Genomic DNA, 19,763 nt, shown 5'->3' with positions numbered 1-19,763 from the left:
TCTCAGTGCAGCAGCCAGCCGCCGTCGACGTGGACGGACTGCCCCGTGATGAACGAGGCGGAGGGGCCCACGAGAAACGCCACCAGGGCCGCGACATCCTCGGGCCGACCACGACGCGGGACACACTGGCGCTTGATCTGATCCTCCGGCCGCGCACGGTGCTGGGCGGGGAGGGTGTTCTCGGCCTCGACCTGGATGGCCCCGGGCATGACGGTGTTGACGCAGATCCCGTACGGGCCCAGTTCGCGGGCGAGGGAGCGGGTCAGCCCCAGCAGTCCTGCCTTCGCGGTGCTGTACGCGACGAGGTTCGTCCGGCCGGCGCGGGCGTTGACACTGCCGATGTTCACGATCCGGCCCCAGCGGCGTTCGATCATGCCGGGGGTGAGCACGTGGCAGGTGCGGTAGTGAGCGGTGAGGTTCACGTCGAGGGAGTAGTTCCAAGCGGTCTCGTCGGTGTCCTGCCAGGCAACGCGGGGGTAAGAACCGGCGTTGTTCACCAGGATGTCGACGGGTCCGATCTCGGCGCGGACGAGGCCGGCCATGGTCTGGACGGAGCCTGGATCGGTCAGGTCGGCGTTCACCGCGATCCCGGGGCTGCCCTCGCGCTCGAAGGCGGCGAGGAGGGCGTGGGCGTCGGGGTCCTGGCCGAGGTGGTTGACCGCCACGGTTGCTCCGGCGGTCGCGAGCGCCCGTCCGATCTCGGCGCCGATGCCGGTGGCCCCGCCGGTGACGAGGGCGGTGCGGCCCTGGAGCGGCCGGGTCTGGAGAGGAGTCTCAAGCAGGGGCAGGGACATTGCTGCTCCGTTCGCCGGGGTGGGGGTGAGGGGCCGGTTTGGTGGTGAAGAAGGTGTCGAGCGTCGTGTGCGGGTCCTGGCTCTCGGCGAGTTTGATCAGGACGAGCAGGAGGTCGTGTCCGGTGAGCCGGGAGGGCGGGATGACGCCGAGGACGCGCAGGGCGAGAAAGGCACGGATCTCCTCCAGGCCGCTGCCGTTCTCCCTGCGGAGGCCGTCCAGGGCACGGGTGATGGCCGCAGCGCGGCCGGGGCCGGTGTTCCAGGAGTACCGGACATCGATGTGGCGACTGCTCCGGTGCAGTTCCAGGTGCTCGATGCGCGGGCGGGCCAGGGGCGGCAGGGCGAGGCGGAGGGTGCGGGCGTACACGTCGGGCTGGTAGCGGGGGACGAGCCAGCCGCCCAGGGCCATCAGGTACCAGAGCAGGTTGGCGGCCTCACCCGCGACGGTGTTGCGCCCGGCGAACTCGAAGTCGAGCCAGCACAGCGGGTCGGCGATGTTCGGTTCCGTGGGGTCGCCCTGCGTCAGACCGGCAAGCCGGCGGCTGTCGGGAGCCAGGGCATGGCGGAGGCTGTCGATGGTATCGGCGACGTTCAACGTCAGCGGTCTGCCGTTGGCAGTGAGGGTGAAGTCAGCCAGTTCCCGGAGGGTGAGGGTCGTATCGGTGTGGGGCAGAGCGAGCGGCAGGTCACGGCGCAGGTACCAGCGGTCCAGTCGGCTACCGGGGCAGATGCGGTCGAGGTAGAGGCCCGGGACGCACTCGGCCAGCGGCACGCTCTTCCCGGTCTCCTCGGCCGCTGCCCGCAGGTCGGCGCAGACGCCGTCCACGAGGCGGTCCAGACGGGGCTGGACCGCCGGTTCGCGGTCGGCGAGGGCGATCACGTCGCCCATGAGCAGCTCGCACCGGCCGGTGGCGAAGACGTCCTCGTAGGCGAGGAGCTGCCTGTCCGGTAACGCGATCTGCCCGTGAAGGGCCGGAACCGCGATGCGGGAGGCGAGCCGTGCACATCCCTTCGCCTCGTCTTCGGCCTGCTCGCGGGTCGCCACCGGCTTGTGGAAGACACCCGTTGTTGCCGTGGACCGCCGGACGTTCGCGCTCACCGCGTCTCCCCAGGGAGGGTGTCCAGCCAGGACTGGAGAACGAGGCGTGCGAGCGCTTCGGCAGCGGGCCGCCCGGTACGGGCGGTGGCGACCAGGCTCGTGTCCTGCCGTGTGGCGTCGAGGAGGACTGTGAGGGCGTCGCTGTCGGAGGGGCACTCGATCCCGCTGAAGCGGAGCTGGATCTTCGCGAGCAGCGCGGTGACCTTGTAGAGGTCGCGAAGGTCGGGTGTTCCCTTGAGGAGCTGCCGGCGGATCTCGATGGCGGCCTGGATGCCGTCGCGCAGGCTCACGGCGACGTCGGTGGCCGCGTCCGGAGCGGGCAGGGCCAGGCCGGGGGTGGACCACAAGGGGACCAGCGCCCCGCTGCCGATGAGCGCGAGGACGTGGAGGAGTCGGGAGGTGATGGCGCCGGCCCGGCACTCGGCTCGGGTCAGTACGGTCATGCCCAGTTTGACCCCGCCGAGTTCGGTCTCCAGTTCCGCAAGGATCTGGCGCATCTCGTCGAGGGAGGAGGTGTCGGCCACGACCAGGACGTCGAGGTCGCTCCAGCCGTGCTGGTACTTGCCCCGGGCGCCGCTGCCGGTGACGGCGAGCAGGTCGATCAGCGGGCGCAGGCCGGTGGTCCGGTCGAGGAATTCCGCCAGGTAGGACTCCAGGTGCACGGGGAGTCCGAGTGCGTTGACCGGCATGGTGGAGGGCTGGTGCTCGGGCCAGCGGCGGTTGAGCGCGATGCGGTCCAGCCGCCGCTCCAGCTCCAGGCGCGGCCCGTCGTTGCCGATGACCTCGTGGGCGATGGAGACGTTCTTCTCAGCGCCTCGTGCGCTTTTGATGAGGTCGCGGTCGGCGACGTCCTGGGCCCCGGCGGTGCCCCGCCGGGTGCGCGTGGCCTCGGAGGCGTCCAGGTAGGCGATGGTGAGCTGAGGTCCGAGCATCCGGGCGAGTTCGGCGGTCGAGTCGAAGTCGTGCAGCGACTCGATGCTGACGGAGTCGAGGAAGTGGTGGGCCTGGCAGAAGCGGTCCAGCGCGTCCACGATCAGCTCGGCCTGCACGACCGATCCCAGCCGGTACGGGTCGTGGATCCCCGCCCGGCCAGCTGCGTCCTCGATGAGGTACCCGATCTTGAGGCGTGCATAGCCGTGCTGGGTGCGCAGGTACTCGCCGGCCGCGCTCTTGCCGCTCTCCGACATGCCACCCAGCGCGGTCACGTGCACTCCTGCCAGAGCCCTCCCGGGCACGTCCGGGTACAGGGGCGCTAGGAGCTGGCGGACCTCGTCCTGGACGGCGACGGTCGGCCGGTCGCCGATGCGGATCGCCATCGGGAAGCGCCCCTCGTCGACAAGCCGGTTGATCTGCTCGTGGAGGTGACGTTGGTACGCCGCGTAGATCTCGGTGACGGTCACCTCGTGGGCCAGGCTCCGGCGGGTACCTTCCTCCCAGTCGTCGCAGTGCAGGAGGACGAGGGCGTGCTCGCTCTCCTCGGCGGTCCGCAGGTCGGTCTCGTACGGGGCCAGCAGGAGGCGGGCCCGGTCCGCGGCCTGCGCGGCGCCCAAGTCCTCCCGTACGGCGACCGTCGCGGCGACGGACGCCTCCAGCATCGGGATGCCCCGGTCCAGCAGGCGCACCGGTGCGGAGAAGGGGTGTCGGGAGCGTTCCAGGTAGGAGGTGGCGAGGACGTCGGCGACCTCCTCGACCAGGCCGGTCTCGAACCACCAGCGGGCCATGCCGTCGGCCTTGATGGCGGCCCAGCGGGGGTCGTAGTGGTCGAGCGAGCCGGCGGAGGTCGCGGCCCGGCCCATGCGCCGGGCGAGGATTCCGATCTGCTTGGTCTTCCCCGTGTTGTCGGGGCCGCTGAACGCGACCGACACGGGGAGGGGATACGTGTCGCTGTTGTACGGACTGGACATCGGCTTCCCTTCACTGGTGATGCGGAGCGGGTACGCCTGCAAGGCGCCGTGAACGGCCTGCGGCGAGAACTCGATGGGGCTCCGACCTCGCCCCCGGGTCGGGAGGCAAGGACGGGCCGGAGTGCCTATACGGGGCCGTCGGCCAACGGAACGTCCTCGGCGCTGAGCGTCGCCTGCGCCAACGGGACCTGTGCGGAGGAGTGCTCGGTGTGGGCCAGAAGTCCGACCATGGCGAGCCCGGCCGCCGTGCCGAGGGCCCACACCCAGCTCAGGGCGGTCTCCAGCGGGTCGGGTACGTGGGAACGGCTCATCGGACCGCCTCTCGGACGGCGGAGCCCCGCGCCGCACTGGGCTGGCGCGAGGGAGGGATCGTGCGGGTCCGTGCGTTGTCAGTGGGCATCGCCACCGTCGGTTCCTCTCAACGTGTCCGGGCAGGCGCCAACAGGCCCTGAACAGGGCCTATTCGAGCCATTCGGAGATCTGCGGAGTGATGTTCAGTGAACGACGGGCCGCACTCCCGGGACAGGGCCCAGGATGTAGTCCTGCGTAATCCCGCGTAATCCAGGTGGGGAGGGTGACGGGGTGCCGAGGAACCCGGCCGTCGCGGAACTGATCAAGCGGGCCTGCCAGGAACGCGGCTGGGGCCCCTCGGAGTTGGCGCGCGCCCTCGGCCTCGCCGAATGCGGTGACCCGCGCCGCCTGCAGCGCCAGCATGCCCGGCGGTGGATCGAGGGCGAACGAACCCCCAGCCACTGGTGGCCCTACATCGCACAGGTGCTGGCACTGGACCCTGAGGCGATCAACCTCCCGGAGCCCATGCCTGCGGCACTCCACACAGATACCGTTGCATCAGTCCTGCACCTGGGAAGGAGCGACGTGGAACGCCGGGAGTTCATCCTCGCCTCCAGCGGATACGCGCTGTCCGCACTCGGCCTGCCCGACATGGACAGCATTACCCGCCGGACCAAGACCGCCCTTCCCGGAGCCGTCCGCGTCGGCCAGGGCGAGGTGGCCTCCGTACGCCACATGGTCAAGGCCCTCGGCGACTCCGCTTCCGAACTCGGCGGCGGGCACGCCCGGCACCTGGCCGTCCGCTACCTCACCCAGGACGTCGCCCCCTGGCTGGAGGGCCGCTTCACCGAAGCCACCGGCCGCGACCTGTTCGCCGCCACCTCCCAGCTCGTCCACCTTGCTGGCTGGATGGCCCAGGACGAAGGTGACACCCCCGAACTGCGCGGGCTCGCCCAGCGCTACTACGCGCACTCCTTCCGCCTGGCCGCCGAAGCAGGCGACCCCGAACTCTCGGCGACCGCACTCCGCGGTCTAGCCGTGCAGTGCGTCGACCTCGGCTACCGGGCCGAAGCCGTCCAGCTCGGCGAAGCCTGCGTGGACTACGGCCGCCACCTCGACAACCCGCGCGCCGTGGCCTACTACGAAGCCACCCTCGCCAACGCCGCCGCCCAGGACGACGACCGCCGCATGGCCACCAAGCACCTGGCCATGTCCGAGGCGGCCATCGGCAGGCCGGCTGCCGCGGGCGGCGACTCCTGGGCAGCTCACTACTCCCCCGGCCGCTGGGCCCACGAATCCGGCATGATCCTCTCCCGCCTCGGAGACCTCGACGCCGCCGAAGAACACCTCCACCTCGCCCTCGACATCCACGGCCTCGACCGTCGCCGCACCCGCGCCATCGTCCTCGCCGACCTCGGCGGCGTGCGGCTGCGCCAAGGCGACGTGGACGGCGCCATGTCCACCTGGCGCGAGTTCCTCGACTGCGCCGACGGAATCCGCTCGGTGAAGGTCCAGGCCGCCCTCCAGGACATGCGCGTCCGGCTGAGGCGATACAGCGGAGTGCCGGAGGCCCAGGAGCTTCGCGCGCTGGCCACCAACACCGAGGTCTAGCCGCAAATCTATTAAGCACACCTCACTTGGATTACTCCAATACCTCGACGGCAATCTAGGCAGCCCTCCTGCCAGGCAGATTCTAGGTCCGTGCCCACGCCGTTCGCACGAGTAGGCACTTCACTCCCCGATCACCCTCGACCACTTCCCCAGAGTCGCCGTTTTCTGCAACACACCCCCTACAGCGTCATGCGCCATCCTCCGCAGGCCGTGGGGATTGACGCGAATTCTATTTGAAAATGGATGCGCCCCAGAACTAAAACCTCTCCAGGTTCCATCGCCTCTTCGCTCTCTGGGCTTCAAAACATCGATCAGCCGGTAGGCTTCAAGAGCTTGACTGGTGTCGTACACATCCCGAGACAACCCGAAAAGACCAGCCCTCTCTTTCCATGAAGCGGCACGGTATTCTGAGCCGGAACTCAATTGCAACCACATCAAGTAGGCTGCAATCTCGCTTTTTGTCAGTACATGCACCCATCCCCGCGTAAAGAATTCAACGGGGATGCGTAGCGCATCTTCGTCCTCCCGGGGAACGCGGTAATCGACGACCCCGGCCGGAGAGCTCCGCCCATCCTCCGCCAGGAGCCTGAACCCCTCGTACCTGTCTCTCACCCCGAGCATTCCGATGTCAACCAAGCCACGCTTAGACAGGAGACTGAGAGCGGAGCGAAACTGGCGCAATTTGTTGCTTGTATAGGCCGACTGCGTACCGCCAATTCCCGAATTCGCGGATACAGCCATGAGGTCTAGCCAACTTGTCGATCCCAAGCCGCGCCTGCCGAGAGAAATAGAATTTCCCCATGTGCGACCAGGCTTCGCTTGGCATTGCGCCACAAACATTGCCACGAGGTGAAACTTTAGGGCCACCCCTTGCGACAAAATAAGGTGCACCATCGGAGGAAGCACACGATCTGCCGGGCGCCTACGTTCGTCGACAGCAGGCCCAAACCGGAGCGCCGAAGGCCACGGGTATGAACTCCACAGATCAGTATCCGGGATAGCCCGGTTGCGCAGATAAAGAATTCGGATGCGGATGTCCTTAGGTTCAAGACCGTCGGCCCATAGCTTCTCCGTAGCGTCTAGAACCTCCAGGAGCCCCCTCTCACGCACAAGGGTTCTCAAGACCTCCGCTCGCTTGCGTACCCTCTGCTGGTTCTGCGTCACGTCTGTCACGCTCAGCCCTCCCCTAGGCCACGACGTCTTGGTCCGTCCTTTATGAGTGTCGCGGGCGCGCACGCGCGTGACAGTCGGACCAAGGCGTCACAAGATCCGCCTGGCCCAATCCCGTTGATCGCTCAGAATGACTTCACCGAGCGGCACCCGGCAGCTCGGTAGCGAGGGCGGCAGCGCCGGCAAGCATCCACCGCCCTCGTACCCAATCAACAGCCTCCCGGAGGAACACTGATGCCTACCAAGCCTACGCAGCTCGGCGTTGACGCCGCAGTCTTCGTTGCCATTCTCGCGGTCGGGGTATTGCTCATCATGAGCCGGTCCGCCAACGCCCAGGACGTGTCTGTACTCGCGCCCGCCCTCGGTGGGCTGTACGCCGTCTGGCTCAGCCGCCCACTCGGCCGCCTTAAGTAGATGCCCGGGCCGCTCTTGTAGGTCCAGGCGGCGTACAAGAGCGGTCGCTGCATCACCCACACCCGGGCCCTGCTCATGCAACGGGGGCGAGACCGACCCTGGCGGGGAGAGAGCCCTGCCGCGCACAGCCTTCCCGGCCCCTCCCGGCGTGGCCAGCCAGACCAGCGACGCCCCTACGAACGGCTGAACTTCCCTCGCACTGCCATACGGGCCGCCCACTCCCTTGCTCTCGACACCGCTCCACCGAGGCTCCGCAGACGTGCCACAACGTGCCAGTAGAGGCGGTCAACAGCGGAGAACAAGGGGCCCGAAGAGGCCGCGAAACAGCGACTCCAGAGCGACGTTTCCGCAGGTCCGGCGAGGCTAACGTCGAGGCATGACCGGACGACACCTTCACCACCTCCCGCCCCAGGGAGCCGAGTTCGGAGCAACGGCTCCCTTCTTTCCCCGGCTCGGCGACCTCGCGGCCGATACCGCCCGCAAGGGCCGGGGCGGCGTCGTGGTCACCCTCCCGGGCGAGGGCTCCGCCACCACCGGTGATGAAGCGATGCCGCCACATCATCAGCACCTCACGGCATCCGTTCACCACGACAGCCACGGCCAAGTCCGCATCTTGACGACCCCACGGCTTCCACCGGGTGTCCGTCCGGCGTCTCCCCGTCGGTGAGCCGCCGGTTCACCCGCTTGTTCTCGTAGATCGCGTCCCCGCGGATCTTCCACTACATCGCTCCGGGTCCTCTTGATCAGGGACAACTTCGTGTGGAGTGACGACCAGTGAGGCCCCCCTCGCGGCCCCACGCCATGAAATCAGCCGATCCGCAAAAGCGAGCGTGCGCAAAAATCATCGCGACAGATAAACTCTCACGACGGTGGAAGAAATATTCATTAATTCTTTCATGACCGCCACTAAAGCACCGTAGGCGTTCTGTTCACAAGCCGTGGCGAGATCCTCCTACCCATGATTAAATACCAGCGAAGCAGCGCCCTGGAGATTCCAATGAACGCAGCAATGGTAACGGCTTGCGCCAGTATCCTGGTCGCCATCATGGCCTACTGGATGAACCACCAAGGAGAGGATCGCAGGTATCTGAAAAACGCGCGAATCGACCGGGTAAATAGTCAGTTAAAGGAGCTCTACGGCCCACTTCTCGTTCTCACGGAAACAAACGAGAGAGCGTGGAGCGAGTACTACAGACGCTACATCCTCCCTGCCGGAGATCCGGACGAGAATCCGCTGCGGGAACCAGAGGAAGCGCGCTGGCACATCTGGGTAGAAGCAGTGTTCGCTCCTACAGCCCAGAAGATGAGGGATCTCATCACCGCTCGAGGTGATCTGATCATCGAAGGGGAACTACCTCTTGTGGTCCAGCAATTTTGCGCGCATGCAGCGACCTATGACGCTCTTTTGGCCAACTGGGACGGAGCTGACGCACGCAAATCTACTCTAATTCGCCACCCGGGAAGCGACTTCCTGTCTTACGTCCGCAAGTCATATAGGTCGCTCAAGACAGAACATGAACTCCTACTTACGGAGGCACATGAGAACGGGCGAGACGAACTCGATCAATCAGCACGCTGATCAAAATGTGAGGAGACCGCCGTGAAGGTATTTATTAGCTGGTCCGGAGCGCGCTCCAAGAGGACCGCTGAAGCCCTGCGTTCCTGGCTGCCAGACGTCCTCCAATATATCAACCCATGGCTCTCCAGTGTGGATATCGCCGCAGGAAGGAGAGGGGTCCGGCAGATCTTCGACGAGCTCTCCGAAACAAATTTTGGAGTCATTTGCGTAACCCCGGAGAATCAGACTTCCCCTTGGGTCAATTTTGAAGCAGGATCCATTGCCAAACAGGTCGATGAAGGCTATGTAGTACCGTTCCTGATCGGCATGAAAACTACCGAACTCGTTAGCCCCCTCAGTCAATTCCAGGCCATCGCCGGGGACAACAAAGTCGACGTACAGAAGCTCCTCTTCGATATCAATGAAACCTCGGGCAGCTTAGCGATCCCCCGTGAGAGATTGGAGCGCGCCTTCCAAAGAAGTTGGCCGGAATTCGAAGACAGCATGCGTAGCGTCAGTGAAATTTCCTCAAAAGACACTCTCTCGAACAAGGTACATCGATCCGAAGCCGATATGACGGAGGAGATCCTCCTCATTGCCCGGCAGCTCGATCACCGAATGGCGGAGATCGAGAGGTATGCCCCACGAATGGACGGGACAGCGAGGCGACACCCTAGGGAGATCCGCCGGATTAGCGAAGAAAAATTCATTGCCTCCTCATTTGCAAAAATCGGCTGGGAGGCAATTCGCTCCTCCTGGGAGGGCGAGAGTGTGGTCATTGTTTCGCAGAATAAAATGGGGTCCTCACAGTCGATTTCGCTCGATTTTATCGAGCGGCTCGCCAAGTCCTTGGGCCGGGAGGTAGTGGTGTTGGGGGAGGCCGGTAAGGTGATTGTCCGCAGCGACACCCTCTGAATGCCCAACGCCTTCCTGGTGCTCGAATTTCACCTCGACCGGTTCCGGCATCTCCTCCTTCTTCCTCAAACGCCCAAGCCGCAATTTGCTGGCCCTATCGGGTTCTACCCAAGCGTTCCATGCCTTGATGTAAATTGCCACCTGGTCCCGCATGCCCATCCTGCGCCTAGAACCCCGCTTGTGTGTTTCCTTCGGCACCTCTCGTAGGGCGAGCCTGACATCACCAGGATCTAGATTCGCACCAGACTTAAGTCCGGAAATCCACTCGTCGATTTCTGCGGCAGGCGCTGCTTCAGTGGTCACAAAATATCCCACTGCCACCGCGGTCTGACTTGCGAATAGGTGCTTGGAAAGCTCACGACCAATAGTCACCGCCTCCCCATACCTGTTTTTATCTCTATTGTATGCGGCCAAGATTCGGTCGTTGGGTACGTATGCCCCCACACCAGTCCAGCGATCATTCGGAATCTCCTTGAAGAGGAGAACGTGACGAATGGTAGAGGAAAGCAGGGGAAGATATTTCGCTCCGGTCGACAACAGCGTATCTGCTGCACTCCGACGCTTCCCAGTGTCGAGAACTGGAAAAACATCTCTAGACAGCCCGTCGAAGACGAACATCACTACAGGAATATTGGCCTTAATGATCGCATTAAGTCGATGCTGGCCGTCGAGAAGCTCTCCAGCCTCGTCGAAGGCGATACCCTGATGAGTCAATTTCCATTCGCCACGAAGAATGGTATCCGCTAGGGAGTTAACCTGCCCCTCATCCAGTCTCCTATTAACCGTGGACCGGGAGAGGAAAGTTGCGGCAAGCTCGGGGGTCACCTCGATGATTCGCGAGACTAGGTTTCCCGCCAACTCCCCAGGGGTCCCCATATTGATAGTCATTCCCTAATCTTAAGACCGCTGACTCCCAGTATCCTCCTAGGATCGAAAGTGATCAATTATGATCGATTAAGCCCGCTGTCAGAGCATCTCCGACGTCCTGTCGCAGCAAGGCATAACTCGCAGCAATGGGGGCAGTAGGCCGTTCGGGCACTTGCGGAAGTCGTCCAGTCGGGATCTCTAATGCGCCTGGAGTCCCCGTTGTCGAGGCCGAAGTTTTTGATCAACTGCGGCTTAACCACGACCTTCTGCAGCAGAAGGTCTCGTTCTTCGCAGCCCCGTGCAGTAAGCCAAACGCGCCCCCATACTGACGCCAGATGTCCGAACGAACACTCCCTCAACACCAACCTGTTCGAGCTTGAGGAGCGGCTGGACAGCACACGGCGCGTGTACGAGGTGAACGGCTGCCAGGTCGTCGAGGTCGGTGGGTAAAGATACCGCTGGCGCGGGAACGATCGGCCCGAATTCGGTGACCGTGTACTGCTGCCCGAGAACTACATAAGCCGTCTCAAGAATGGGCCAGGTCCCGCCCTGGGCATAGTCACCAAGCTCGGCACCACCTACCGAGGAGCCCTACCCGACGTCGTAGGGCGGGCACCGGCAACTAGCGGGGACGGCTGACGGAACCTCGTGCCACAACGTGCCAGTTCCGCAATGTCAGCCCACCGCACGTCAGTTACGAACTCACTCCGATGGGCAGGACCCTCCGCGAAGCCACCGCGCCCCTGTTGGAGTGGAGCATCACCCACCTGACGCACATCGACGCCGCCCGCGCCGCGTACGACGCCCGCCCCGACACCCCGCCCGCCTGACCCCGGCCCCGGCTGCACACCGCTCGGCGATCACCATCGGCCACGCAGCCCGGACCGGGCAGCCCCGTCCGAGCAGTTGCCCGCACGGGAGCCCGTGCCACAACGTGCCAGAAGGGGCGGTAAACAGCGGTCACCAAGGGTGCTGACGGAGCAGCCGGGACGATGTCAACGGTGCACGTTCCCGCAGGTCAGGCGCGATACACGGGGATAGGTGCCGCCTGCTTCCCAAGCTCAGAGCGCGAGTTCGATTCTCGTCACCCGCTCCATGACGAAGGCCCTGGTCAGAGACCGGGGCCTTGTTTGTTGTCTGAGGCCTGCTCCATGCGTCGCGTGCCGCATCCGTGGCAGATGCCCGGTAGTCCGCCGCTGCGCGCCGAGCCCGTACGAGCTGTCGCCGGTCCGTGTCCGAGTACTGATCAGCAGTGTGACGCTGGACCGAGTGGAGAGGGTCTGGCCTGTGAGCCGCGGGACTCCCTCCTCCACCACGAACACCAGCCCGTCAGACTCTTCCTCCGCGAACCGGTCGAGGAGCCGCTTTTGAGCTCCATGCGGAGGATGGCCGGAAAGTGGATCGCGAGGACATCCACTGTCGACTTGGTGTCGCCCTCGCCACGGCGGCCCCACGTTCAGTCCCGGGGCAGTCTTGGTGAACCGTCCGGTGTGCGGGGCGCGAGCAGCGAACTCCGGCGCAGGGCCATCTGCCACTTGGAGCGCATCGGCCCGTAGGCGCGGAAGTAGCCCATCAGCCGCCGCCAGCCCGAGACCTCGTCAAGATGACGGAACAGGATCTGGCCAAGGGCATGGGCCGACTCACCGGCGAGGTCGACTGCCATATCATCCCTGCCGGGCACGGCTGCTCACCTGTCGTGGTCGAGCCGCACTTTGTCGCAAACACGTGACAGCGGTGGCTGATTCCATGATGAATACCACTGCTTCGGCAAAAGGTATGTGGATGTGCCCCTATCCGCTTTGCAAGTGGTAATGCGCTGTTGATAGACATGGCACACCGGTGCAGGCCATGGTGATCGAGCGGCGGGCTCTGAGAAGTGACGGTGTCCAGATCGTGACGTTCGGTTTGATGACGCGGTGTTGACGGGACTGATGACTCACACGAGGTGGCGATTGAGGGCCGCTTGATCATTGCGCGCTCGACGTTGGAGAAGAACGACGGCGCAGCGCACCCAGGCGCCGGCCGATGGCCACGGCCGCCGTCGAGGCCATCGGCTGACGCCGGGGCACTGGAAAGAGACGTTTACGGAACGGGGGGACCGTGTCCAAGTGGGACATCAAGCCGGATGGCGTTCGTGGAGTCCTGAGCAGGACAGCCGAGGTCGGCGGCGAGTTCGAGGAAGAGTTCACGTCGTACGGCGAGGGCTTGCTGGGCGCCGCGACGTGTGCGGGGACGATGGTTCTGGGCGGGACCGAAATTCCCAAGGGGGGCGCGTTCGGCCCCGTGGCTCAGGCGTTGCATGAGTTCCAGGACCATACGAACGGCGAATTGAAATTTCTTGCTGTTCGGACGGGGAAGTCCATCACCGGGGCGCGCCTGGCCACTGAGGAGTACATCAAGGGCGATCTGGAGATGGCAAGGAACAAGCAGAAGGAGTACTCCAAGGCTCCGACTCCGGAAGAGTTGAAGGGTCTCAAGAAGTGATTGACCTGGAGAAGATACCGACCTTCACGGGCGATCTGGAGGCCTTGGAGACGCAGGCGACTTCACTGAAGACGACTGCCTCCAGCATTCGCGGTACGGGCAAGGACACTCACAACGCTTTCCAAGCCTTGGACGCGGTCTATGACGCTCCCGAGCAGGAGGAGTTGCTCAATTCGACCGTCCCGGTGCGGGACAAGGCGGATGAGTTCGCGAAAAAGCTGGAGTCCGTCAGTGGTGCGTTGACCGAGTTCGCGTCGACCGCCCGTCCGCTGGTGAACAAGATGAAGCATCTCCGCGAGGATGCGGAGAAATTCGTCGCGGAGAACAAGGAAGACGACGACTGGCAGAAGGACCAGGACAAGATCGACGAGAACGCGCGTCTTGTCCGTGAGGTCGGCACGACATGGGTGGCGTTCCAGGGCGTCGAGCGTGATGCGGCCAACAAGATCACTTCATTGGTGGGCGGTACGCGCTTCGTTGTTGATGACGGGTCACACAAGGCCGGCATGTACGGCTTCAAGGAAAGCGACGTCAAGGACGCCAAGGAAACACCCTGGGGGACGGCCGACGAGCGTGAGTACACGGGCCTACGGGCTGCGTGGGAGTGGACGAAGGACCACGTCGGCGGTGGGCTGAAGGGGTTCTTCGTCGACGGCGTCTGGGGCACGATCAAGGGCCTGGGCAGCATGGTCAACGTGTTCGACTGGGACAATTTCAAGAAGACCTGGTCGGGCATCGGTAGTGTCTTCGGCGGTATCAGCGCCTACATCATCACGCCGTATGACTGGGCGATGGACAAGATGTTCGGCCCGGTCGACCACAGTGACCGTGAAAAGCAGAAGGCGGCTCTGCGCAACTTCGGCAAGTCGCTGGTCGCGTGGGACGAGTGGGACAAGGATCCCTCGCGGGCGTTCGGGGCCGTGCTTTTCAACGGTGCGACGCTCGGTTCGGGCTCATTGCTCAAGCTCGGCAAGGCCGGAAAGCTGGGTGTGGGCGCGGAGGCCGCGACCGTGCTGGGCAAGGCGGGCGCACTCGTCGATCCGATGAGTTACCTCGGCAAGGCGGCGGGTGTCACCAAGCTGAAGGTCGGCGACTTCATGGAGGGCCTGAAGGCCAGCCAGGCCGGTATCGACGACATGGCCCGCAACGCACCCACCGGGGCTCCGCCTCATACAGGTGGGGTGGACGCGCCCCCCGGCCATGAATACGTCGACCACGCGGGCAACAAGCGCATCATCGGCGATGATGCGTACATCAGGGACGAACACGGCAACGTCGTTCCCGATACCCAACCCGTCCGGGAGCCGCACAAGGACGACCTGCCCAACACGCACGAGACCACCCCCGGCGAGGAGAAGGTGCTCGAGGGCGCGGGCGGACCCAGCCGCGCGGAGAACACGGCGGGCCACCCGACCGGCTCGGCGCACCCGGGCGGTGGTTCCCACCTGACGGATGGCGGTGGCACACACCACACGCCGTCCACGGGCGGCCACGCCGCGGACCACCCGACGACCGGTCGAGGCTCGGGCAGCGCCGCGGGTTCGTACACGCCTTCCCGCGGCGGTGGTCATGGCGAAACCCCGGGTACGGGCACGCGCGGCCACTCGGAAAGCACTCATGGCGGCGACGGAGCCCACAGCGGCGACGCGGGTGGCGGCCCTGCGTCCGGCTCCGCCGATCATGGATCCGGTGACGGTGCCGATGGCCAGGTGGAGAAGCACACGCCTGGCACGGAGACGCAGGAGCACGGGGGAACAGGAACATCGGATGCTTCGAGTGAGACAGGCACGACGCCCGGCGATCGTGTGAACGAGCCGATTCCGGAGCTGACGGCGGAGCAAAAGGCAGCGCACTGGGGCCATCTAGAGGACGTGGAGAAGCGGGCTCCAGAAGAATTCGACCACCTGAAGCACGACCCGGATCACAAGAATCAGATCGATGAAAAATCGATGGATGAGGCCCGGGTCGGCCTCGACCTTCGGGAGAGCGGACGTCTCCCGAAGGACATCCGCCGCCCGGAAGCCGATATGGGCGAGTTCTATTCCGAAACCACCGGCGAGTATTATGACATCAAGGGCGTCCACTCCGACTATCCTCCATTCAATAATGTGCGCGACAAGTCCCAGCCGTTCAAGGGTGCGTACGACCCGGCCAACAATGAGGCATGGGTCAACAAACAACTGGTGAAGCAGATCGAAAAGCGCGGACGTATAGTAATTATTGACATCCGGAATGCAAATCAAGCGGCAATCGACAGCGTCAAAGCAACTGTTGAAAGCCGCGGTTGGGGAGATCGTGTCATCTGGTATCCGTAAGAACTGGAAGCCGAACGTGCTCCCCACTGATCCGGACGCCACACGGCAACTGCAGGAATGGCTTGCCTCGAGTGAGTACAACCTCAACGGGATGGGCCGTGACTTCCGGGGCGCCGACCTCTCGGGCGGAGACTTCTCGAATGCATGGTTCACCGACGCAATCCTGGTAGGCGTACGACTTGCCAGCACGTCCTTCTACCGGGCCGACCTTCAGTCGGCCGATCTGACCGGAGCGGATCTGACCGGAGCTGATCTCGTCAGGGCGAACCTGGACGAGGCGGTGCTCCGATCAGCGCGGCTCGACGGAACGGACATGGTCCGGGCTTCGCTGTGCGATGTCGACGCGTCGGGAGCGAGCTTCCGCAGAGCACGGTTCCTCGGTGCTTCGCTGATCGACACCGACATGAGGGGGGCAGACCTGACCGATGCTGTCCTTGACGAGAACTTCTTCGAGATCAAAGTCGACGACACTACAGTGGTGCGTGGCCTGACGGGCACCGTTTTCGGGCCGATCACTGTCTTCAGCGGCGAATCATCCCAAGAGCTGGCCGGCGCAGAACTCGAGGCATGGATCGGTGCGCGAGGCGGACAAGTACGAGTGATTCCTCCGCGCCGCCCATCACAATAGGGCCTGGCGGCCCATTAGTCGGAATCCACCAGTTCTGCAGCAGGTGACTGGTTTTCGCTGATCTGCCAATTCTTCTGGTCTCGAAGTCGAGCGGCTCTTCAGGCGGCTTGTCGGCGACGAACGCAGAGGATCCAGTAGCCGTCCCATGCACTGCCATCGTGAATTGTGCGACACGGATTTCGGCGGTCAGCCGACGAACGAAATCGACGACGTGATCCACGACGCGCTCGAACGTCCCTGCTGCACCGGCCCTGTGCCCCTGGCCTCGTCGCCTTGCTGAACAGCCCCAGTGCGCCCGAGATCGGGCGGTTGTCGGCTTGCCTGGTGCTGACGACCTGGGACCAGGCGGTGGGATACGGAACGGTGATCCGTGCTGCCGCGGACGTCGGCATCAAGACGACAGCCGACCACGCATGATCGGAGAATACTTCGCATGACCAAGGACGTGATCGCGCTCACCGAGCGTGTACCGGACGCGCTGAGCGTGCTGGCGGGCCTGCTCGCGGGCGGCCCGGACCTGCGGGTCGAGGCTGCTGGCGAGGGTGCCGTGGTCCAGCTGTGTGATGCTGAGGGTCGTCCACTCGTCTCGATCGAGGTGCCGCTGCTGCTCCAGGTGCGGGGTGAGGCGGCTCGGCTGCTGGGTCCCAGCGCCGAGCCGTCCGGCGACGGCCCGGCGTGGTGGGTCGAGGCCCGTGCCGCCGCGGGGGTTCCTCAGGCCGAACAGCTCGCGGGTGCCTTCGCAGCACGGCTGACCATGCTTCTGGGCGGCAGGGTTTGGCCGCCGGATGCCCCCGGCACCGTCGGTGCGGCCAGCCCGGTCGATGTCTCCGGCATCACCGCCGTACCGGCCCCCGCCGCTGCCCAGCCGGCCGTCGACATGCTCACCGACAAGGCTGCCGTCGTACTCCAGGACCGACCGGTCGTCCCCATGACCAGCTGGCTCTCCGAGGCACTGCGGGCCACCGTGGACAGCGACCGGTCCCTGCAGATCGTCACCCCACCGCACTGCCGTCTCTCCCTGCCCACCCGCATGCTGCTGCAGTCCACATCCTCGCGTTGGGTGGTCCAGGACGAACGGTGCGGCTACTACGACGGACTGACCGGCGCAGTGCTGCGCTGGCAGAACGACACCTTCTCCCCGGTCCGGGATGAGAACGGTGAGACCCCGGTGGCGGACGCCTTCGCAGAGGTTCGGCCCAGCGGCGAGTGTCAGCTCATCGTTTCCTTCCGCACCCTGCACCCTCCCAGAGCGGACCTCGTTCTCGGCGGCGCGCTGGAAGCCACCTGGCAGGCGCTCACCGGCGCTCCCCCGGCCGGCTGGGGAACATCGGAACCGGCCGGTCTGACCTGGTCGAGGCGGCAGCTGACCGAGCTGGCGTACGAGCGTGCCCCGCAGCCCACCTGGACGGTGGTCGTCGGCGCCCCGGACCGTCCCGCCCTCGCCACCCTGCGCGTGATCCGCACACCGGAAGGCGTCGAGGAGGACATCACCCTCACAGTGGGCTACGGGACCGATGAGAAGCCGCCCCTGGAAGCACTGCCGGAACTGGCCGACGACCTGGTGACCCGGCACGGACTGAAGACCATGCTGTGCCAACTCCGCGCGGCACGCCAAGACCTGAGCGCCCCACCCCACTTCGAACACCCACCACTGCCCTACGCCTTCGTACTGGGCCCCGCAGAGGTCCGGGAGGCAGGGCGCGACACCGCGAGCAGAACACCGCTCAAGGAACGCCCGGTGCGACTGGGGCCGAACGCCCGACCCGGCTTCTACTACCCACTCGGCGACGGAGAGACCGCCGAGAGCTGGCACGCGCTTGAACAGCTGATGCGCCATTTGCGAGGTGCACCGCCCGCCTGAGCAGTCACGCCCGTACAACTGGCAACTGGGCATCCCGCCCCACCACACCACCCCACCGGGCAAGCTGGCTTCCTTCCCGGGGGCCTTCGCCGACGCCGCACAGGAGGCCGTGCCACAACGTGCCAGAAGGGGCGGTGAACAGCGGTCACCAAAGGACAGCCGACGCTTATCAGGACGGGTCCGCCGACACTCGTTCCCGCAGATCAGACACCATGAGCAAAGCGCGGTACCAGGTGATTCCCAAGCTCAGAGCGCGAGTTCGATTCTCGTCACCCGCTCCATGAAATAGCCCCAGGCCAACGGCCGGGGGCTTCTTTGTTGTCTGGCATCGTTCAGGGGGCCCGCACCAATCCGCACCAGAAGGCTTCTTCCTCTGCCTTCTCCCGGGCGGTGCGCACAAGGTCGACCAGCCCGCGAGCATGCGTACAACGATGCGGGCGCCGCGGCCCTGCTATGCCCCAGCTCGTTGGGAGCGGGCGGATTCGTGGCCCAGGTTCACTGTCCGTCAGTGGCGGGCCTTCTCCGGCTCGCTACCGCAGTCACGGTCCGGACGCTAACGAAGAGTGGATTCAAGCAGCAGTTCGCTCAGGTCCGACGGCATGGTGATCATGCAGTCGTGTCCGGTCGGCAGTTCCCGTATCCGTGCCGGGGAGCCGTTGGGCTGTGTCGCGGGGACAGGCCGTCGCACGATGCCTTCCGGCTCTGCGCCGACACAGTGGATGTGCGTACGCGGAACCGAGTCCAAGGCGGGGTTGTCCAGCCGGACCGGTTGCCGCAGGCAGCGCACTGGCTGGTCGGAGAGCGTCGCACGCAGCCATGCGATGTCCGCCGGGTCGGTGACCCCGAACAGCCCGAGGGGCGGAGGCATCTCGGGCAGCGGCGGGATGCGCCAGCCGTTGTCGGACTTGGCGGCCAGGTCGATCAGGTTCTGGGTCATGGGCTGCACGTCGACGGCGGTCTCGCCGTGCTCCGGGACCATCGCGTCCAGGTACACCAGATGCGCGATCCGTTCCGGCACCTCGTTGGCCACGGACGAGACGACCAGCCCCGCGTAGCTGTGCCCCACGAGCACCACCTCGCTCAGGTCCTCCTCGTGGATCAGCTTTACGACGTCCTCGACGTGCATGTCGAGCCCCACCTCGGGGCCGAGCAGGTGTGCCTTGTCGCCGTAGCCGGTCAGCGAGGGCGCGAACACGCGGTGTCCGGCCGACTCCAGCAGTGGGACCACCCGCTCCCAGCACCGGCCGCTGTGCCAGGCACCGTGTACCAGCAGAAAAGTTGCCATGAGGGGATTTCTCTTCCTCTTCGGGGCGTGACGGCACGGGAACATCACGGTTCCTATTTATGCCTCGGTACTCTTCAGGAACCGTAATCATCGTGCTGCACCTGCCACACCCCGATCAATAAGGCACATTTACGTGCCCTGGTTCTCTGGAGGTAACCATGAACGGCACAGCGGGCGGCGAGTCGTGGGCGGCACGGACGGAGGACCCGTGCCAGGCCCGTGAAGTGCTCGGCATCGTCGGCGACAAGTGGTCGCTGCTGATCGTGCGCAACCTCAGCCAGGGGCCACGCCGCTTCACCGAACTCAAGCGGGCCGTCGACGGGATCAGCCAGCGCATGCTCACCGTCACCCTGCGCGGCCTGGAACGCGATGGGATCCTCACACGGACCGTCCGCAATGTCATGCCACCGCACGTCAGTTACGAACTCACTCCGATGGGCAGGACCCTCCGCGAAGCCACCGCGCCCCTGTTGGAGTGGAGCATCACCCACCTGACGCACATCGACGCCGCCCGCGCCGCGTACGACGCCCGCCCCGACACCCCGCCCGCCTGACCCCGGCCCCGGC

The 19,763-nt window shown here is 65.1% G+C and carries 17 protein-coding genes and 1 pseudogene; 11 read left to right on the top strand and 7 right to left on the bottom strand.

Annotated features, from left to right (window positions below; genetic code table 11):
* Nucleotides 1–2 precede the first annotated feature (2 nt).
* The 4 genes from ACFVX4_RS33580 to ACFVX4_RS33565 all read right to left on the bottom strand — a co-directional run bounded on the left by ACFVX4_RS33580 (nucleotide 3) and on the right by ACFVX4_RS33565 (nucleotide 4,108).
* Nucleotides 3–794, bottom strand: a complete 792-nt coding sequence (locus tag ACFVX4_RS33580) for an SDR family NAD(P)-dependent oxidoreductase (protein ID WP_389984799.1) — start codon at nucleotides 792–794, stop codon at nucleotides 3–5.
* Nucleotides 775–1,893, bottom strand: a complete 1,119-nt coding sequence (locus ACFVX4_RS33575; RefSeq protein WP_389984796.1) for a hypothetical protein — start codon at nucleotides 1,891–1,893, stop codon at nucleotides 775–777. The genes ACFVX4_RS33580 and ACFVX4_RS33575 overlap by 20 nt, the downstream gene beginning before the upstream one ends.
* Complete coding sequence (locus ACFVX4_RS33570; protein WP_389984793.1) at nucleotides 1,890–3,797, bottom strand: nucleotidyltransferase domain-containing protein; 1,908 nt, start codon at nucleotides 3,795–3,797, stop codon at nucleotides 1,890–1,892. Before ACFVX4_RS33570 ends, ACFVX4_RS33575 begins: the two co-directional genes overlap by 4 nt.
* A 125-nt stretch (nucleotides 3,798–3,922) precedes the next feature.
* Nucleotides 3,923–4,108: a hypothetical protein gene (locus tag ACFVX4_RS33565; RefSeq protein WP_389984790.1), complete on the bottom strand. Its 186-nt coding sequence runs from the start codon at nucleotides 4,106–4,108 to the stop codon at nucleotides 3,923–3,925.
* 271 nt (nucleotides 4,109–4,379) lie between these two features.
* Between ACFVX4_RS33565 and ACFVX4_RS33560 the strand changes: the two genes are divergently transcribed.
* The 4 genes from ACFVX4_RS33560 to ACFVX4_RS33545 all read left to right on the top strand — a co-directional run bounded on the left by ACFVX4_RS33560 (nucleotide 4,380) and on the right by ACFVX4_RS33545 (nucleotide 9,756).
* Nucleotides 4,380–5,699 (top strand): tetratricopeptide repeat protein, encoded by a 1,320-nt coding sequence (locus tag ACFVX4_RS33560; RefSeq protein ID WP_389984788.1) that lies wholly within the window; start codon nucleotides 4,380–4,382, stop codon nucleotides 5,697–5,699.
* Nucleotides 5,700–7,103: 1,404 nt separating this feature from the next.
* Nucleotides 7,104–7,283: a hypothetical protein gene (locus tag ACFVX4_RS33555; RefSeq protein ID WP_389984785.1), complete on the top strand. Its 180-nt coding sequence runs from the start codon at nucleotides 7,104–7,106 to the stop codon at nucleotides 7,281–7,283.
* 958 nt (nucleotides 7,284–8,241) lie between these two features.
* Nucleotides 8,242–8,862, top strand: a complete 621-nt coding sequence (locus ACFVX4_RS33550) for a hypothetical protein (RefSeq protein ID WP_365750229.1) — start codon at nucleotides 8,242–8,244, stop codon at nucleotides 8,860–8,862.
* A gap of 21 nt (nucleotides 8,863–8,883) precedes the next feature.
* Nucleotides 8,884–9,756 (top strand): toll/interleukin-1 receptor domain-containing protein, encoded by an 873-nt coding sequence (locus tag ACFVX4_RS33545; protein WP_389984782.1) that lies wholly within the window; start codon nucleotides 8,884–8,886, stop codon nucleotides 9,754–9,756.
* Here ACFVX4_RS33545 and ACFVX4_RS33540 read toward each other — a convergent pair.
* Nucleotides 9,646–10,644 (bottom strand): hypothetical protein, encoded by a 999-nt coding sequence (locus ACFVX4_RS33540; protein ID WP_389984778.1) that lies wholly within the window; start codon nucleotides 10,642–10,644, stop codon nucleotides 9,646–9,648. The two genes, ACFVX4_RS33545 and ACFVX4_RS33540, sit on opposite strands and share 111 nt — an antisense overlap.
* Before the next feature lie 650 nt (nucleotides 10,645–11,294).
* Between ACFVX4_RS33540 and ACFVX4_RS33535 the strand changes: the two are divergent.
* A pseudogene (locus ACFVX4_RS33535) lies at nucleotides 11,295–11,453 on the top strand (winged helix-turn-helix transcriptional regulator); the annotation flags it as partial.
* Nucleotides 11,454–12,079: 626 nt separating this feature from the next.
* Here ACFVX4_RS33535 and ACFVX4_RS33530 read toward each other — a convergent pair.
* A complete protein-coding gene (locus ACFVX4_RS33530) occupies nucleotides 12,080–12,286 on the bottom strand; it encodes a hypothetical protein (RefSeq protein WP_389984775.1) in 207 nt (68 codons plus the stop codon).
* A gap of 437 nt (nucleotides 12,287–12,723) precedes the next feature.
* Here ACFVX4_RS33530 and ACFVX4_RS33525 point away from each other — a divergent pair, with 437 nt between their 5' ends.
* The 5 genes from ACFVX4_RS33525 (at nucleotide 12,724) to ACFVX4_RS33505 (ending at nucleotide 17,911) form a co-directional block, all read left to right on the top strand.
* A complete protein-coding gene (locus ACFVX4_RS33525) occupies nucleotides 12,724–13,107 on the top strand; it encodes a DUF6507 family protein (protein ID WP_389984772.1) in 384 nt (127 codons plus the stop codon).
* Nucleotides 13,104–15,422 (top strand): hypothetical protein, encoded by a 2,319-nt coding sequence (locus ACFVX4_RS33520; RefSeq protein ID WP_389984769.1) that lies wholly within the window; start codon nucleotides 13,104–13,106, stop codon nucleotides 15,420–15,422. The genes ACFVX4_RS33525 and ACFVX4_RS33520 overlap by 4 nt, the downstream gene beginning before the upstream one ends.
* Complete coding sequence (locus tag ACFVX4_RS33515; protein ID WP_256088848.1) at nucleotides 15,403–16,050, top strand: pentapeptide repeat-containing protein; 648 nt, start codon at nucleotides 15,403–15,405, stop codon at nucleotides 16,048–16,050. The genes ACFVX4_RS33520 and ACFVX4_RS33515 overlap by 20 nt, the downstream gene beginning before the upstream one ends.
* A 273-nt stretch (nucleotides 16,051–16,323) precedes the next feature.
* Entirely contained in the window at nucleotides 16,324–16,467 is a 144-nt protein-coding gene (locus ACFVX4_RS33510; RefSeq protein ID WP_389984766.1) for a hypothetical protein, read from the top strand.
* Between the two features lie 16 nt (nucleotides 16,468–16,483).
* Nucleotides 16,484–17,911, top strand: a complete 1,428-nt coding sequence (locus ACFVX4_RS33505; RefSeq protein ID WP_389984763.1) for a DUF6177 family protein — start codon at nucleotides 16,484–16,486, stop codon at nucleotides 17,909–17,911.
* A gap of 553 nt (nucleotides 17,912–18,464) precedes the next feature.
* On the opposite strand, the gene ACFVX4_RS33500 is transcribed toward ACFVX4_RS33505, so the two are convergent.
* Nucleotides 18,465–19,196, bottom strand: a complete 732-nt coding sequence (locus ACFVX4_RS33500; protein WP_389984760.1) for an alpha/beta fold hydrolase — start codon at nucleotides 19,194–19,196, stop codon at nucleotides 18,465–18,467.
* A gap of 158 nt (nucleotides 19,197–19,354) precedes the next feature.
* Between ACFVX4_RS33500 and ACFVX4_RS33495 the strand changes: the two genes are divergently transcribed.
* On the top strand, nucleotides 19,355–19,750 hold the full coding sequence (locus tag ACFVX4_RS33495; RefSeq protein WP_389984757.1) for a winged helix-turn-helix transcriptional regulator: 396 nt from the start codon (nucleotides 19,355–19,357) through the stop codon (nucleotides 19,748–19,750).
* The last annotated feature ends 13 nt before the right edge of the window (nucleotides 19,751–19,763 follow it).

This window comes from Streptomyces sp. NPDC058240 (genome assembly GCF_042882135.1).
GTDB lineage: Bacteria > Actinomycetota > Actinomycetes > Streptomycetales > Streptomycetaceae > Streptomyces.
This window is presented reverse-complemented; position numbering and strand designations above follow the sequence as displayed.

Excerpts from the sequence above, each read along its gene's own strand:
- ACFVX4_RS33580 (WP_389984799.1), bottom strand. The coding sequence starts at position 794 with ATGTCCCTGCCCCTGCTTGAGACTCCTCTCCAGACCCGGCCGCTCCAG.
- ACFVX4_RS33570 (WP_389984793.1), bottom strand. The coding sequence starts at position 3,797 with ATGTCCAGTCCGTACAACAGCGACACGTATCCCCTCCCCGTGTCGGTC.
- ACFVX4_RS33565 (WP_389984790.1), bottom strand. The coding sequence starts at position 4,108 with ATGAGCCGTTCCCACGTACCCGACCCGCTGGAGACCGCCCTGAGCTGG.
- ACFVX4_RS33555 (WP_389984785.1), top strand. The coding sequence starts at position 7,104 with ATGCCTACCAAGCCTACGCAGCTCGGCGTTGACGCCGCAGTCTTCGTT.
- ACFVX4_RS33550 (WP_365750229.1), top strand. The coding sequence starts at position 8,242 with ATGATTAAATACCAGCGAAGCAGCGCCCTGGAGATTCCAATGAACGCA.
- ACFVX4_RS33540 (WP_389984778.1), bottom strand. The coding sequence starts at position 10,644 with ATGACTATCAATATGGGGACCCCTGGGGAGTTGGCGGGAAACCTAGTC.
- ACFVX4_RS33530 (WP_389984775.1), bottom strand. The coding sequence starts at position 12,286 with ATGGCAGTCGACCTCGCCGGTGAGTCGGCCCATGCCCTTGGCCAGATC.
- ACFVX4_RS33505 (WP_389984763.1), top strand. The coding sequence starts at position 16,484 with ATGACCAAGGACGTGATCGCGCTCACCGAGCGTGTACCGGACGCGCTG.
- ACFVX4_RS33500 (WP_389984760.1), bottom strand. The coding sequence starts at position 19,196 with ATGGCAACTTTTCTGCTGGTACACGGTGCCTGGCACAGCGGCCGGTGC.
- ACFVX4_RS33495 (WP_389984757.1), top strand. The coding sequence starts at position 19,355 with ATGAACGGCACAGCGGGCGGCGAGTCGTGGGCGGCACGGACGGAGGAC.